Source organism: Paraburkholderia kirstenboschensis, from assembly GCF_904848585.1.
Classification (GTDB): domain Bacteria; phylum Pseudomonadota; class Gammaproteobacteria; order Burkholderiales; family Burkholderiaceae; genus Paraburkholderia; species Paraburkholderia kirstenboschensis.
On record NZ_CAJHCR010000003.1, the window covers coordinates 204,972 to 217,969 of the forward strand.

Annotated in this window: 17 protein-coding genes; 7 read left to right on the top strand and 10 right to left on the bottom strand. The window is 60.9% G+C overall.

Annotated elements, in window-relative coordinates; all coding sequences use genetic code 11:
* Positions 1 to 94: 94 nt before the first annotated feature.
* Positions 95 to 514 carry a hypothetical protein gene (locus tag JMY24_RS10740; RefSeq protein WP_128595085.1) on the top strand — a complete coding sequence of 140 codons (420 nt, stop codon included), beginning with the start codon at positions 95 to 97 and terminating at the stop codon, positions 512 to 514.
* Between the two features lie 143 nt (positions 515 to 657).
* Here the strand turns inward: JMY24_RS10740 and JMY24_RS10745 are convergent, their stop codons facing one another.
* Positions 658 to 879, bottom strand: a complete 222-nt coding sequence (locus JMY24_RS10745) for a DUF2795 domain-containing protein (RefSeq protein ID WP_128587413.1) — start codon at positions 877 to 879, stop codon at positions 658 to 660.
* A gap of 211 nt (positions 880 to 1,090) precedes the next feature.
* Between JMY24_RS10745 and JMY24_RS10750 the strand changes: the two genes are divergently transcribed.
* From JMY24_RS10750 to JMY24_RS10760, 3 genes are all read left to right on the top strand, one after another.
* Positions 1,091 to 3,259, top strand: a complete 2,169-nt coding sequence (locus tag JMY24_RS10750; RefSeq protein WP_201702018.1) for a response regulator — start codon at positions 1,091 to 1,093, stop codon at positions 3,257 to 3,259.
* Between the two features lie 63 nt (positions 3,260 to 3,322).
* Positions 3,323 to 3,538: an FmdB family zinc ribbon protein gene (locus JMY24_RS10755; RefSeq protein ID WP_128587410.1), complete on the top strand. Its 216-nt coding sequence runs from the start codon at positions 3,323 to 3,325 to the stop codon at positions 3,536 to 3,538.
* An 86-nt stretch (positions 3,539 to 3,624) separates the two neighbouring features.
* A complete protein-coding gene (locus tag JMY24_RS10760; RefSeq protein ID WP_201702020.1) occupies positions 3,625 to 4,152 on the top strand; it encodes a low affinity iron permease family protein in 528 nt (175 codons plus the stop codon).
* Here JMY24_RS10760 and JMY24_RS10765 read toward each other — a convergent pair.
* From JMY24_RS10765 to JMY24_RS10780, 5 genes are all read right to left on the bottom strand, one after another.
* A complete protein-coding gene (locus JMY24_RS10765; protein ID WP_128595087.1) occupies positions 4,149 to 4,784 on the bottom strand; it encodes a ParB-like protein in 636 nt (211 codons plus the stop codon). The two genes, JMY24_RS10760 and JMY24_RS10765, sit on opposite strands and share 4 nt — an antisense overlap.
* Positions 4,785 to 4,837: 53 nt before the next feature.
* Entirely contained in the window at positions 4,838 to 5,131 is a 294-nt protein-coding gene (locus tag JMY24_RS10770; protein ID WP_128587406.1) for a DUF6723 family protein, read from the bottom strand.
* A gap of 166 nt (positions 5,132 to 5,297) precedes the next feature.
* The gene (locus tag JMY24_RS39240) at positions 5,298 to 5,423 is read right to left on the bottom strand and encodes a hypothetical protein (RefSeq protein WP_013591865.1); all 126 of its coding nucleotides are present in this window, start codon (positions 5,421 to 5,423) and stop codon (positions 5,298 to 5,300) included.
* Between the two features lie 58 nt (positions 5,424 to 5,481).
* On the bottom strand, positions 5,482 to 5,919 hold the full coding sequence (locus JMY24_RS10775) for a GFA family protein (protein ID WP_128595088.1): 438 nt from the start codon (positions 5,917 to 5,919) through the stop codon (positions 5,482 to 5,484).
* A 217-nt stretch (positions 5,920 to 6,136) separates the two neighbouring features.
* Positions 6,137 to 6,682: a DUF4142 domain-containing protein gene (locus JMY24_RS10780; RefSeq protein WP_128587402.1), complete on the bottom strand. Its 546-nt coding sequence runs from the start codon at positions 6,680 to 6,682 to the stop codon at positions 6,137 to 6,139.
* A 295-nt stretch (positions 6,683 to 6,977) separates the two neighbouring features.
* On the opposite strand from JMY24_RS10780, the gene JMY24_RS10785 reads away from it, so the two are divergent.
* Both JMY24_RS10785 and JMY24_RS10790 read left to right on the top strand, forming a co-directional pair.
* Entirely contained in the window at positions 6,978 to 7,151 is a 174-nt protein-coding gene (locus tag JMY24_RS10785; RefSeq protein ID WP_164853500.1) for a hypothetical protein, read from the top strand.
* 73 nt (positions 7,152 to 7,224) lie between these two features.
* A complete protein-coding gene (locus tag JMY24_RS10790; protein ID WP_128595090.1) occupies positions 7,225 to 8,310 on the top strand; it encodes a glycosyltransferase family 4 protein in 1,086 nt (361 codons plus the stop codon).
* A 57-nt stretch (positions 8,311 to 8,367) separates the two neighbouring features.
* On the opposite strand, the gene JMY24_RS10795 is transcribed toward JMY24_RS10790, so the two are convergent.
* Both JMY24_RS10795 and JMY24_RS10800 read right to left on the bottom strand, forming a co-directional pair.
* Positions 8,368 to 8,775 carry an Hsp20/alpha crystallin family protein gene (locus JMY24_RS10795; protein WP_128587398.1) on the bottom strand — a complete coding sequence of 136 codons (408 nt, stop codon included), beginning with the start codon at positions 8,773 to 8,775 and terminating at the stop codon, positions 8,368 to 8,370.
* A gap of 23 nt (positions 8,776 to 8,798) precedes the next feature.
* Positions 8,799 to 9,239, bottom strand: coding sequence for an Hsp20/alpha crystallin family protein (locus JMY24_RS10800; RefSeq protein ID WP_128587396.1), 441 nt, complete (start codon positions 9,237 to 9,239; stop codon positions 8,799 to 8,801).
* Between the two features lie 250 nt (positions 9,240 to 9,489).
* On the opposite strand from JMY24_RS10800, the gene JMY24_RS10805 reads away from it, so the two are divergent.
* Positions 9,490 to 9,969: a hypothetical protein gene (locus JMY24_RS10805; RefSeq protein WP_128587393.1), complete on the top strand. Its 480-nt coding sequence runs from the start codon at positions 9,490 to 9,492 to the stop codon at positions 9,967 to 9,969.
* Between the two features lie 149 nt (positions 9,970 to 10,118).
* Here JMY24_RS10805 and JMY24_RS10810 read toward each other — a convergent pair whose 3' ends face one another.
* Together JMY24_RS10810 and JMY24_RS10815 are read right to left on the bottom strand one after the other, a co-directional pair.
* Positions 10,119 to 10,349, bottom strand: a complete 231-nt coding sequence (locus JMY24_RS10810; protein WP_201702021.1) for a hypothetical protein — start codon at positions 10,347 to 10,349, stop codon at positions 10,119 to 10,121.
* Positions 10,350 to 10,402: 53 nt separating this feature from the next.
* The gene (locus tag JMY24_RS10815) at positions 10,403 to 12,751 is read right to left on the bottom strand and encodes a hybrid sensor histidine kinase/response regulator (RefSeq protein WP_201702022.1); all 2,349 of its coding nucleotides are present in this window, start codon (positions 12,749 to 12,751) and stop codon (positions 10,403 to 10,405) included.
* Positions 12,752 to 12,998: the final 247 nt, after the last annotated feature.

Sequence of the window (12,998 nt, forward strand, 5' to 3'; positions counted from 1 at the left end):
CGCAACTATCGGCTCGCCCCACGCGGCGAGGCAAGCGGTTTGCTTCAATACTAGTCATAGGCAAAACGAAACACACACCGAAGGAGAACCAATCATGCTACTTAGCGAAGAAGAACTTGCGCGCCTTGACGGCGTTGCGCCGTTTCTCGAGAGCGAGGCGAAAACTTCGCTCAACTTCGCACCGAAATACGAAGTGACGGCTGAATTCGAGGCGCATTTGCAACCCGGATTGCGCATCCGCGCCCCAGCGCCGGAGGCGGCGTCTGAGGACCCCGAAGCGCCGCCGTATCCGTTGAACCTCTTCGTCGGCTTGCCGCTCGACGAGTTGCGCAACCTCGCCTACGCGGACGACATGGCGCGCGAGACGATGATTGCACGCTTCGGCGCGTCGTTTACTCCGCGCCTGCTGCGCGCAATCGAAAAAGAAACGCCGGGGGCGATCAATCTCGATGCAGGTGTTCAAAACGATTCGGGCACGCTGGCGGTGATGCTCGGCGAGCCTGAGCCAGCGTGATCGCGCGCATGCCCGAGATGCGCCCGCAGATTCCTTGACTAATGCCTTGGCAATATGCGGACAAATACGTGTATTTACTTCCCCGACGCTTGCACATTTGACAGCGGATGCCGCGCGTGGCGCGCGGGTTCGTCTGCAGAGCGCTATTCGTTGCCCACGCCTTTCGACACCTCCGCGGGACTGCCGTACTGCTGCTCCGGCAAGCGTTCGAGCGCATCGAGCACCTCGTCGTCGGCGCCATTGCCTTTCGCGGTGTCCAGCAAGCTCGCCTTGTCGGCGGGATACGACGCACCCTTCAGCGCCTTCTGGACATCGATGAATTTGCGGATCGAACCGCCATTCGAACTTGAATTTGACGTCGCCATGTGACTCTCCTTGATTTGCCATGCCGCGGCTAAGCATTCAGCATCGCGCGTTCCTCGCGGGCGCCCGGTGCCTGGCGTATTTCGCTGGCGCAATGCACGAGGTTCGTCTACCCACGTAGCAGGAATGAATCTGGCTCGACAGTTGCATCGGAAGGGCCGCCGCAATCGGGGCGGCCCACTTTCTTCACCATAGCAAGCAAGGGATCTTGCCGTGAGCACAGCGGACCGCGAAGCCATTCTCTTCAACCAGCAAGCGATTCTGGCCGAATTCGGCGAACTTGCGCTTCGCTCCGACGACCTCGACGAAATACTGTGCGAAGCGTGTCGGCTCGTTGCTCAAGCGCTGCAAACGGACATGGCGAAGGTCATGGAATTGCAGCCCGACCGCATTACGCTTCTCGTGCGTGCCGGCGTCGGCTGGCCACCGGGTGTGGTGGGTCATGCCACGGCGCGAGCGGAGCGCGGCTCGTCCGAGGGTTATGCGCTGCAAACGGGCAAGCCCGCCATTTCGCCCGACATCGCCAATGAAAAGCGCTTCCGCTATTCGCAGTTCATCGTCGATGCGGGGGTGAAGGCGCTGATCAACGTCGTCATTCTCGGCGGAAAAGAACGGCCTGCATACGGCGTGTTGCAAGTAGACAGCCGTAGGCCGCGCGACTTCAACGACCTCGACACCGAATTCCTGCGCTCCTATGCGAACCTGCTCGCCGCCGCGGTCGAACGGCTTCGAATCGCTGCCGAGACGCGCAAGCACGCGGTTTCGCTGCGCGAGAGCGAAGAACGCTACCGCATGCTTGCCACGCAGATACCGCAACTGGTGTTCACATGCCGGATTACCGGCGAGCGCACGTGGGGCAGTCCGCAGTGGATCGAATACAGCGGCATTTCGGAGCAGGACAGCCTCGGCTTCGGATGGCTCGATGCGGTTCATCACGGCGATCGCGAGGCGACCATGGCAGCATGGAACATCTGCGGGGAGAAAGGAGAATATGCAGTCGAGCACCGCATCCGCCGCGCGTCCGATGGCACGTACCGCTGGTTCCAGACCCGTGCGAAGCCGGTGCGCGCCGAAGGCGGCATCGTGGCATGGCTCGGCACATCGACCGATATCGAGGACCAGGTTCGCGCACGCGAAGCGCTCGAACGCGGCAGCGAGGAGCTCGAAAGACGTGTATCCGAACGCACCGCGGAATTGCAGCGGGCGGTGGATACGCTTCATCGTGAAAGCCGCGAACGATCGCGCGCCGAAGAACGTTTGCGCCACAGCGAGAAACTCAAGGCGATCGGCCAACTCACCGGTGGCATCGCCCACGACTTCAACAATATGCTGCAGGCCATCATGAGTTGCCTGAGCTTGATCCGGGTGCGCATGCAGCAGGGCCGGCCGACCGACGTCGTCACGCTCGTCGAGCGGGCGGAAAAAGGCGCAAGCCGCGCGGCGACATTGACACACAGGCTGCTCGCGTTCGGACGCCAACAAACGCTCGAGCCGCGTCTCGTGAGCCTGGATGCGATTGCGCACGACATGGAGGACATGATCCGCCGCGTCGTTGGCTCGGGCATCAACCTTGAACTGAAACTCGGCGACGGGACGTGGCTAGTACTGTGCGACCCGAACCAGATGGAAAGCGCGCTCGTCAATCTGTGCGTGAATGCGCGCGACGCGATGCCGGATGGCGGATGGCTGACCATCAGCACGAGCGAAGTCATATTGACCGACACAGAGGTTGCCGGATTCGAGGACGCCCAGCCCGGACGTTACTGCTGCATTGCGGTGTCGGACACCGGCACCGGCATGTCACCGAAAATCATGGAGCACGCGTTCGAGCCGTTCTTCACGACAAAGCCGTCGGGCCAGGGCGTCGGTCTCGGGCTAAGCCAGATCTACGGCTTTGTCCGGCAGTCCGGCGGAATCGTGCAGATGGAAACCGCCCTCGGCAAAGGAACGACCGTACGCCTGTGCCTACCCGCCTCCGTGCAGAAGGAAGATATGGGAGACGAGTACAAGGATCCCGCAAAAACCATCGTACTTGTCGAGGACGAAGAAATCGTGCGGGAAGTCACAGCGGAGCAATTGAGGGAACAGGGCTACCGGGTACTGGAAGCGGACAGCGGCGCCGCTGCACTGCGGCTCTTGCATGCAGGCGCGCGTTTCGATCTGCTCATCACCGACGTCGCTCTGCCCGGCACGATCAACGGCCGGCAAATCGCGGAGGCCGTGAGGCAACGGTATCCGTCGATGCCGGTTATTCTCGTCACCGGCTATGCGCCAGGCGATGCGCTCTCCGACATGGAAGTGATCCGCAAACCCTTTTCTCCCGAAGTGCTCGCCGATCGCGTGCGCGCAAAGCTCGAGCAGTTGCGCACCGATGCGGACTAAACTGTTTACTTCAACCCGCGGTCAGTAGACTCGACGGACTACTGACACCACAGGTCCCACGCCATGCCAGTTTATGACTATGAGTGCGCCGAATGCGGCGGTTTCGAAACGGTGCGCCGCATTGCGGAGCGTGATGAACCTGTGGCGTGCCCTCGGTGCGGAGCTACAGCTGCACGAGTGGTGATTGGCGCACCTTCGCTCGGCGCCGGCTCAGCAGATGCCCGCGAGGAAACCGGAGGCTATGGCATGCGGCACATCGGCGGGTGTTCCTGCTGCTGAAAACCGGTCCAAAAATACTGTCTACCTCCGAGAGGTCGGCATGCAATGTGCTACTACCTGGTCAACAGCAATTCCCGGAGGAAAAGATGCGACCAGGAGAAGCCCGCTCAAGCGCGGATAGCATGGACACCGTTCCGCCGACGTCCAGCCCTGCCTACGCAGCGCGCAATCCCGTCACGCGCGCGTTCGACAACTTCGCGAGTTCGGTTACGCGGCTTGCCGGATCGCCGATTGCATTCGGCATCGCGGTCATCACGGTCATCGTTTGGGCGGTCACGGGACCGCTCTTTCACTATTCCGACGCCTGGCAACTCGTCATCAACACCGGCACCACCATCATCACTTTCCTGATGGTCTTCATGATCCAGCAGAGTCAGAACAAGGACAGTGTGGCGATGCATCTGAAGCTCAACGAATTACTGGCTTCGCATCGCGCGGCGAACAATCAGTTGATCGGTATTGAAGACGCATCCGAAGACGATCTTCGCCGTTTGGCCGAAGCATATCTACGGTTGGCAAGCCGGGTCGGCACACAAGGCGAGCACACCGTCGACGTGGACGCCTGCGTGGAAAAAACCACTACCGGGAAGGCGAAAGAGAACGAACGCGCTTAAACCTCCGGCTCGCCGGACTTGGTCGCGGCGCCGTGTTCATTATCGGCGGGATCGATATAGCCGGGCAGGCCGAGCGCCGCCTGGCTTTTCGCCAGTTCAACCGCTCGTTGCACCAGTGCATCGTATTCCGAGTCGTTTGCGGGAAGCGGGAGCCTCTGGCGAAACAGATCCGCCCAACGGAATTCCGCCAAAGGCACATTCGTTTGCTGATAACCGCCGGCATCGCGCACCGAAGCGGCGAGGCTGCGAAACTCGTCGTCGATCATGTCCCAGACGTGCGGCGGCATGTCTGCAAAAGACACCCGCTGGCCTCGCTGATCGTACGGATACGTCCAACCGTTGTTCTCGAGCGTGAGCCAGAATTCGGCCGGCGAATACGTGGACAGATCTCTAACCAGCACGACGGGTACCGACTTGATGTCAGCCTGCCAAAGAGCCCCGGCGACGTGGTGATGATCGATCGCGTACGATTCACCCCGAGGCCCGAGGACGATCGGGACGGGTTTCCCGGCAATGGCCATGTCGAGGTCGTGACCGGACAGCGATTGATAGAAGCGCATTTTTTCCTCGACCTCACGCAATCCGCGCGTGACTTGCGTGGGGCGCAAACGCTCGATGTCCAGCGTCTTCATTCACGTCTCCATTGTTTTTGTCGGAACGGCATGAGCTCTGGCCGCTTAGCGGCTCAGTATTCCGGGTTCAGAAGGTCCGCCGCGACGACTTCCGCGCCTTTGAGCGCAGCGGCCTCACGCGCTTCCAGCGCGGTTTCGAACGGACCTATCATCGGCGCGCCGTCGTACGGAAATATCAGCCGGTCATCCGTTGTGCGTACGACCTTCAGGTCGCCGGTGAACGTGCCGGTCACGGTGCGCCGATACGTCGGGTAGATTCTGTAATCGCTGGCGGTAATGGCTATACCGTCAGGCGATGCCGGATGCCGCATCGAACTATTGTGAAAGTGCAACTTCCTTCTCACCATCTCGATTCCTGCAATTGCGAGTCGACTGTTTCAGGGGCCAAGGAAAGAGCGCGTAGGGATGCCTCAAACGCAGGCGCGGCGCACATCGAATGCGCGCCGCGCCCTCTCCCGCCGAACGGGACATCAGCGCCTGAAATGAGGCGCCGGTGAAACGTTCAGCAGCCGATCAGGGCTGACGTTGGCCGCCCTGGTGCTGCGGCGTCTTCTGCTGATTCTGCTGTTGCTGCCCGTTCTGCTTACCCGCATTCTTCGGATTACCCGGTTGTGCATTGGATTGCTTCGGATCGCTCATTTTCCGCTCCTTCATTCACGAAAGTAGTTCATCGAGGTACTGCCCACTGCTTGCAAGGCTACTCGGGACTCTCTTCCTCATATTCAGTGCGAACGCCCTGCGGCAGCCAGGGTTCTTTATGACAGCACCATAATTCGTAGGTCGGCTCATAAAGGCCGACGCTATCGAACGCGCCTAGCGGTATGTCGAGTTCATCGCTTCCCACGTACTCCATGAACGCGACCGACCCGCAGGTTGGACAGAAATATCGTCTGCCTTCTGGCGAGCTTTGCCACACCTGGACCGGCCCGGAGAATTCAACGGCGTCGCGCGCGAACATCGCATACGCGCCGAAGGCGCTGCCATGCACGCGACGGCAGGTCATGCAATGACACAGAGATACGCGCCTCGGCTCTGCGCTAACGTGAAATCGCACGGCTCCGCATGCGCACCCACCGGTCTGCGCGGTCTGCCCGGCCTGCCCGCCCGGTGAGCGCTGTACGCCTTGAGTGTCCATGTCGCTCTCCCAACACGATGTTGCGATAGCCTTTGATTACGGTACTTCTTGCCCCTTCTGCGAATGTTCTCGCCAGACTCGCGGCCCCAATCGAACGCAGTGGCGGCCGCCTGCCTGGAAAGGCGCAGCACGCCACGTGCCACGCGCCGTAACGCCCGCTTAACAATCGGGCGCGACTCGGATGCTCATGTCGAGCCCGAGTCGCGGGATAGCAACATTACTGCTGGGTCACGCCCTTCTTGGCCGCAAGTTGTTGAGCACGCTGGTAGTGCTCCTTGATGGTCGGCAACGCCTTTTGCGCAGCCTTCTTCAGATCGGCGTTCTGGCCTTCGGCAATTTCCTTTTCGAAGGCAGCAATGGCTTTCTTGTGTCCTTCAAGACCGACCTTCTGGATATACGCCTGATCGAATTCTTTGCCCTTTAGGGGCTTCAATGCGTCGAGGACACTCGTGTCCGAATTGTCCTTCGGTACTTCTACGCCATGCGGCGCGGCCATCTTCAACTGGACGGTCAGCTTGGTGTGATCGAGCATCATGTGATGCGCAAACGATTTCACATCCTTGTCGCTGGAGTTGCTAGTCGCGAGTTTTGCCGCGTCGATCTCCGTCGACGAAGACATCGAAGCGGCCTGAACGAAGTCCTTGTCCACCTGTGCGAGCGGGTTGGCGGCGGTAGTGGAAGCGGCTTCTGTCTGCGCGTTGGCGGCGACCGGAAGCAGGCTGAAACAACCGCACGCTACTGCAATTACTGTCATCTTTTTCATGCGTTTCCTCACTGATTTTCGAACGGGGTAGCCAAAGTGGCGCAATGCTCGTTGCGACATCGGTGAGCAGCAACCGCCATGCCGCTCCGCTGCCACGAGGCGTTTTTATTTGCTGGTGCATTAACGCTTTCCCGCGACGGCTTCATTGCCAGATGAACAAATTTCGCGGCTTTCTCGCAGCGATTACAAGTGCGCTCGACGAAAGGCGCCCCAGTCTCATGACCTCGCCGATGCTAGTCGGGAGCGACCCTTGCTCGACACCCGTTGCCTTCCAACCAACCCACGGGAGAATGCAATGGCGACGAAACCGAATAGTCCGGACGACACTGCACCAGGCGAGAGTGCCGATCAATCTGGCGAAGGAACATTTGAAACCGATGTGTCCGAAACCGGCGACGACGGCACCACGGTCCGGCAAGCGGAAGTCAAGGAGGACGACCTGTCGGAAGTAAAGAAGGACCAATCCTGAAGCCGTCAACAATGGCCGCGTTCGCATGTGCCGTGAACGCGGCCGCAACCCAACCTCAGGACACGACTGCCCCGTGAGAATCGCTCAAGTCGCCCCTCTTTACGAATGCGTCCCACCCTTTGCGTACGGCGCCACCGAGCGCGTAGTTTCCTACCTCACTGAAGAACTCGTTCGGCGAGGCCACGATGTCACGCTGTTCGCCACTGCCGACTCGAGCACGGCTGCACGCCTGGTTCCGATCTGCGAGCGCGGACTATGGCGCGATACGGCCGTGTGGGACACGCTTACGCACCACGTGAGGCAACTGGCGCGTGTCGCGGATCTCGCGAATGAGTTCGACGTCGTGCATTTTCATGGCGATCCGCTGCACTTTCCGCTCGCACGGTCGTTACCGTGCAAGTCGCTTACCACGCTGCACGGGCAATTGCTGCCTGTCGATCACGGGCCGCTCTTTCGCGAATTCGCGTCTGCGCCGCTCGTGTCGATTTCGGACGACCAGCGCAAGCCGGTGCCGTCCGCCAATTGGCAAGCAACCATCTATCACGGTCTGCCGCTCGACGAATTCGAGTTTCAGCCGGAGCCCGCGCCGTATCTGCTTTTTCTCGGCCGTTTCATGCCCGGCAAGCGGCCCGACCTCGCCGTCGAAATCGCAAGGCGCGCCGGACTGCCGTTGAAAATGGCCGGCAAGATCCACCCCGGCGAGCGGGAGTACTTCGCACAGCAGATCGAACCGCTGCTCGCATGTTCGCGCGACTTCACCGACTATCTCGGCGAAGTCGGCGGTGAACTACGCAGGCAACTCATCGCCAATGCGCGGGCGCTGCTGTTTCCGGTGGAATGGGCGGAGCCGTTCGGCATGGTGATGATCGAGGCAATGGCATGCGGCACGCCGGTGGTTGCATTTGGACGCGGCGCGGTGCCCGAAGTGCTAACGCATGGCGTGAACGGCTTTATCGTCGATAACGTCGAGCAGGCTGTCAGCGCGGTCGCGCGCATCGGCGAAATAGATCGCGCGCAATGCCGCCGTTCGTTCGAGCAGCGCTTCACGGCTGAACGCATGGCCGGCGACTATCTGCGCGTCTATGAACAACTCCTCGCAGGAACGCGCGCGGCGCCGCCCGCATCCGATACCGGTGCGGGTGCGCAACTCTTCGGCTAGGAAGCTGCCGGGCCGAATCAGGGAGCCACGACCCTGGGCGGGCCGTGGCAAGCACCGTTAGCCGACGTTCACTTCAATACGGCGTGGCCGCGCTTCTTCGCGGCGCGGAATGACGAGCTTCAGCACACCGTCCTGAAGATTTGCCTCGATCTTCGACGTATCGAATTCCGCACCCAGCGTGAACGAACGCGAGAAATGCGGCGCGCGGATTTCCGCATGTTGCAGGCGCAAGCCGGCGCGCGTCGGCACGCTCGCTTCAGCCTCGATGTGAAGATTGCCGTCGTGCACGCGCACCTCCAGCTTCTCTTTCGACACACCCGGCAGATCCGCCCACAGCGTGACACCGTGCGCGTTTTCGATCACGTCGACGGGCGGCGTCAGCGTCGCGCGCTGCTCAGCCGGCTCGCGCTCGCCGCGCGCCGCGGGTTGTTGCTCCTTCTGAACAACTTCGGTCGTATCGCTCATGATTCGCTCCATCATCGGTGAGATCATTGAATGGTGATTGCACGCGGCCTGGACGATTCGCGCTTGCCGACGCTAATCGACAGGCAGCCGTTCGTGTAGCGCGCCTCGACCTTGTCGGGGTCGGCCTGCTGCGGCAACTCGATCACACGGCGGAAAGAGCCTGTAAAACGCTCCTGCGCGTATTGGCGCGTGGACTCGTCCGCCTCCGGCGCGACGCGCTTGCGCTCGCCGGCAATCGTCAGCAAGCCCTTGTCGATCGACACATCGAGTTGCGACACGTCGATACCGGGCGCGAACGCGACGATCTCGATCGAGTCGTCGGTGGTGCCGATATTGATTTGCGGAAAGGCCGACAGACGGCCGGAGCGGATGCTCGAAGGAAAACCGCCGAACACCGCCGACATCTGCTGCTGCAGACGGTCGAGCTGGCTGAACAGGTCGGTCGCGAAGTAAAGGTCACTCATGATCGTTTCCTCCTCGGTAGTACCGGGGCAAGGAGACGGACGGGCCTACGCGCTCCAGTCCGCCTGCCCGCACCCGCTGACAGACAAATCGAAACACGCAGCGCGCCGCCGGAACGGCGCGTCTGCCTGAGCGGAATCTAAAATAGATCTCGCCACGACGATTTCAAGACCCCTTTGCGCAAATTTTTGACCTTGAAAAACACAACTGAAACCACATAGTCGTGCGAGATCAAGTGTCGGAGAAAAAGGCATGGAATTCGATTCGGACTGGCTGACTCTTGGGCGGCATCGAGTCTGTCTGCGCTCGCCAGGAGGCTTTCCCACGGAAGGCATGAGGACCGCCGTGGACGTCATACGCATTGCGATAGAGAACAATATGAGCGCCCGCGCGCGGCTCGTGGATGTCGCGGTGCGAGAGGAAAAATCGTACGACGTATCGGTCGGAACAACGTTCGCCGAGGACCGGCTTTGCGCCCCGCAACTAGAAGCGGCGATTGCCACGGTTCTCGGTTTGATGCCCTCGCAAGTGCGGATCTTCGTGACAGTAGTCACGCAGGAGGAGGTGGACTTGCACTTCGGCGTGTACGAGAGAATGCTGGCCGAGAAGATCAGTGGATTGGCGCCTATCAGGCGCACTGAGCAGAACAGCGCGCGGCTTTGCGCACAGTCATCAGCGCAAGGTGCTCCGGAGTTGCCCGACACGCCTAACGCTTTACGCAACAAAGGCTAAGCACGTTGGCCGCAAAAAGTACTGCCTTAAGATTTCCTTCAGGTTTGGGCGATAAATTCAATGAAAGCTTTTTACCACGCGACACCGGCGAGCGACGCTCGCCGAACATCGAATAAAAATACTAGAGAACCCTCATGCCGAAGGCAAATTCAGGCGCCGCCGCCGCGACTGCACGCCTTACTTACGCGGTTGAACTCGCGCGCGGCTCTTCGCACATCAGCAGTACATTGACTCCAGAGACCGAAAGGCGAGCAATCGTCGAAACGGTCGCCGAGTTTTGCGAACTGTACGGCGAAACGAACTTGCCCCTGTTCCAGAAGCTCCTCGCAGAAGAAGTGCAACAGCGCGGCAAGAACGAAGCCGCTCTTGCGGTCGCTCAATTCAAGTTCGCGTGCAATTGTTCTCTGCGCTGACGCGTGGCACCCACTCCGAGCTACTTGTCGAAACCGCGCAGCATCGCGCTGAGTTCGTCCATGCTATAGGGCTTGCGCAGCGCTCCCCAGCGAAACGGCAGCTTGTTCACCGACGGCATCTCGTGACCCGAAGCAAAAATCACACGTAACGTGGGCCGTACTTGAGTAGCCCGTTGCGCGAGTTCGAGACCGGACATGACCGGCATGGACAGATCCGTGATCAGCACGTCGAACGGTTGTTCTTCCAGGAGCTGCAATGCTTCTTGCGGCGAGGCGGTGACAGCGGGGTCGTGGCCCAGCAGCTTCAGCAACTCGCCGATGGCCTCGGACGTATCCAGATCGTCGTCGACCAGCAGCAGGCGCAGACCCGAGTCAGCCGCGCCCCCCTGGATTTCGACTGCGTCGCCGCTACGGGCGAGCGGAGGAACGCCGAGTATCTGCCGGATCTTGTACGCCAATTGTTCGCGGCTGTACGGTTTGCTCAGCAGTTCAACGCCGGGATCGAGCCGCCCGCCATGCACGATCGCGTTCTGCGTATAGCCGGAGGTGAAGAGCACCTTCATACGCGGCAACAACTGCACCGCCATAGCGACCATGGCGGGGCTGCGCAGCGGGCCGGGCATCACCACGTCGGTAAAGAGAAGGTCGATATGCACGCCGCTGCGCACCACCGCGAGCGCCTGCTCGGCGTCGTTCGCCTTCAGCACGCTATAGCCGAGCCCCGAAAGCGTGTCGACCACCGTCGACTGCACCTCCTGGTCGTCCTCGACGACAAGGATGGTTTCCGTCCCGCCAAGCAGCGTCAGCGTGACCGGGGGCGAGGTCGGCGGCGCGACCGCGTCTTCCATCGAGCGAGGCAGATAGATCTTCACCGTCGTGCCGTGTCCGACTTCGCTGTAAATCCTGATGTGGCCGCCGCTCTGCTTGACGAAGCCATAGGCCATGCTCAGGCCGAGGCCGGTGCCCTCGCCTTCGGGCTTGGTCGTGAAAAACGGATCGAACGCGCGCTGCACGATTTCGGCCGGCATGCCCGTACCGGTGTCGGTTACGGCGAGCATCACGTACTGGCCGGCGGGCACGTCTGGAAAGCCCGCAACGTACTGATCGTCGAGCATGGCGTTCGACACTTCCATCGTGAGCTTGCCGCCCTCCTTCATCGCGTCGCGTGCATTGATCGCGAGATTGAGGATCACGTTCTCCATCTGATGCACGTCGACGAGGGAATTCCACAGTCCACCCGACACGACGGTCTCGATCTCGACCGTTTCGCCGAGCGCGCGGCGCAGCAGGTCGTCCATGCCCCGAACTGCGGCGGCAAGATTGATCACGATAGGCCGCAACGGCTGCTGGCGGCCGAACGCGAGCAATTGCGACGCGAGCTTCGCGCCGCGCTCTACTGCGTCGATCGCCTTGTCGAGGCGCTCGCGCGTCCAGCCGTCGCGTTTATGGCGGCTTTCGAGCAATTCGAGGTTGCCGCGCAAAATCTGCATGACGTTGTTGAAATCGTGCGCGACACCGCCCGTCAGCTTGCCGATGGCTTCCATCTTCTGCGACTGCACGAGCGCGATGCGTGTCTCTTCCAGCAGACGATTCGCTTCCATGCGCTCGGTGATGTCGCGGGTGATCTTCGCAAAGCCGACCAGCGCGCCGCCGTCGCGGATCGCGTCGATCACGACGTGCGCCCAGAAGCGCGAGCCGTCCTTGCGCACGCGCCAGCCTTCCGCCTCGAAACGGCCGTCGCGTGCGGCGGCCGCGAGGCCGCGCTGCGGCAGTCCGCTGCCGGCGTCTTCGGGCGTATAGAAGCGCGAAAAATGCGAGCCGATGATTTCACTGGCCGTATAGCCCTTGATGCGGCGCGCACCCGAATTCCAGTTGGTCACCATGCCTTCCGGCGACAGCATGAAGATCGCGTAATCGGTCACGCCGTCGACGAGCAGCCGAAAACGGCGCTCGCTTTCGAGCACTGCGTCGTGCACCGTCTTTTTATCGGTCATGTCGCGCACGATCTCGCCGTAGCCGAGAAGCACGCCGTCTGGCGAGCGCAGCGCCGTGAGCACGACGCTCGCCCAGAATGCCTTACCGTCCTTGCGCAGGCGCCAGCCTTCACCCTCGAAGCGCCCTTCGCGACGCGCCGTGTCGAGCGCCGCTTGCGGCGAACCCTTCGCGCGCTCTTCGGCGGTGTAGAAGATATCCAGCGGCTTGCCAACGACCTCGTCTTCGCGAAAGCCGTGAATGGCTTCACCGCCCACATTCCACGAGCGGATGTGGCCGTCTTCGGATAGACCGATCACCGCGTAGTCGCGCAGAGATTGAACCCAGATGTTGGCCCAGTTCTGAACGATGTCATCGGGCTCGTATGCATGCGCCATTAACCTGCTCCATCGAGAATAGGCCGACGACCTAATCTGCTTTTAGCGCGCCACTGACGGCGCACCGTGTGTTGTCTTCTACTTTTCTCTCTTGTTTCGCACGTAAAGCCTCAGGCAAGCCGGTCCTTTTGCGGCTTTATGCGCATTCGACATTTTATTAGCGAACGCCTGCGATATGAAGAGTGTTTCCGTAAGACTGCCACGGCTGGTGTAAGCGGGTGTAAGCGGCTCCAAGCCGCTCATAGTA

What these genes read in the sequence shown, in the direction of transcription:
- JMY24_RS10740 (WP_128595085.1), top strand. Translation starts at nt 95, where the DNA reads ATGCTACTTAGCGAAGAAGAACTTGCGCGCCTTGACGGCGTTGCGCCG.
- JMY24_RS10745 (WP_128587413.1), bottom strand. Translation starts at nt 879, where the DNA reads ATGGCGACGTCAAATTCAAGTTCGAATGGCGGTTCGATCCGCAAATTC.
- JMY24_RS10755 (WP_128587410.1), top strand. Translation starts at nt 3,323, where the DNA reads ATGCCAGTTTATGACTATGAGTGCGCCGAATGCGGCGGTTTCGAAACG.
- JMY24_RS10760 (WP_201702020.1), top strand. Translation starts at nt 3,625, where the DNA reads ATGCGACCAGGAGAAGCCCGCTCAAGCGCGGATAGCATGGACACCGTT.
- JMY24_RS10765 (WP_128595087.1), bottom strand. Translation starts at nt 4,784, where the DNA reads ATGAAGACGCTGGACATCGAGCGTTTGCGCCCCACGCAAGTCACGCGC.
- JMY24_RS10770 (WP_128587406.1), bottom strand. Translation starts at nt 5,131, where the DNA reads ATGGTGAGAAGGAAGTTGCACTTTCACAATAGTTCGATGCGGCATCCG.
- JMY24_RS39240 (WP_013591865.1), bottom strand. Translation starts at nt 5,423, where the DNA reads ATGAGCGATCCGAAGCAATCCAATGCACAACCGGGTAATCCGAAGAAT.
- JMY24_RS10775 (WP_128595088.1), bottom strand. Translation starts at nt 5,919, where the DNA reads ATGGACACTCAAGGCGTACAGCGCTCACCGGGCGGGCAGGCCGGGCAG.
- JMY24_RS10780 (WP_128587402.1), bottom strand. Translation starts at nt 6,682, where the DNA reads ATGAAAAAGATGACAGTAATTGCAGTAGCGTGCGGTTGTTTCAGCCTG.
- JMY24_RS10785 (WP_164853500.1), top strand. Translation starts at nt 6,978, where the DNA reads ATGGCGACGAAACCGAATAGTCCGGACGACACTGCACCAGGCGAGAGT.
- JMY24_RS10795 (WP_128587398.1), bottom strand. Translation starts at nt 8,775, where the DNA reads ATGAGCGATACGACCGAAGTTGTTCAGAAGGAGCAACAACCCGCGGCG.
- JMY24_RS10800 (WP_128587396.1), bottom strand. Translation starts at nt 9,239, where the DNA reads ATGAGTGACCTTTACTTCGCGACCGACCTGTTCAGCCAGCTCGACCGT.
- JMY24_RS10805 (WP_128587393.1), top strand. Translation starts at nt 9,490, where the DNA reads ATGGAATTCGATTCGGACTGGCTGACTCTTGGGCGGCATCGAGTCTGT.
- JMY24_RS10815 (WP_201702022.1), bottom strand. Translation starts at nt 12,751, where the DNA reads ATGGCGCATGCATACGAGCCCGATGACATCGTTCAGAACTGGGCCAAC.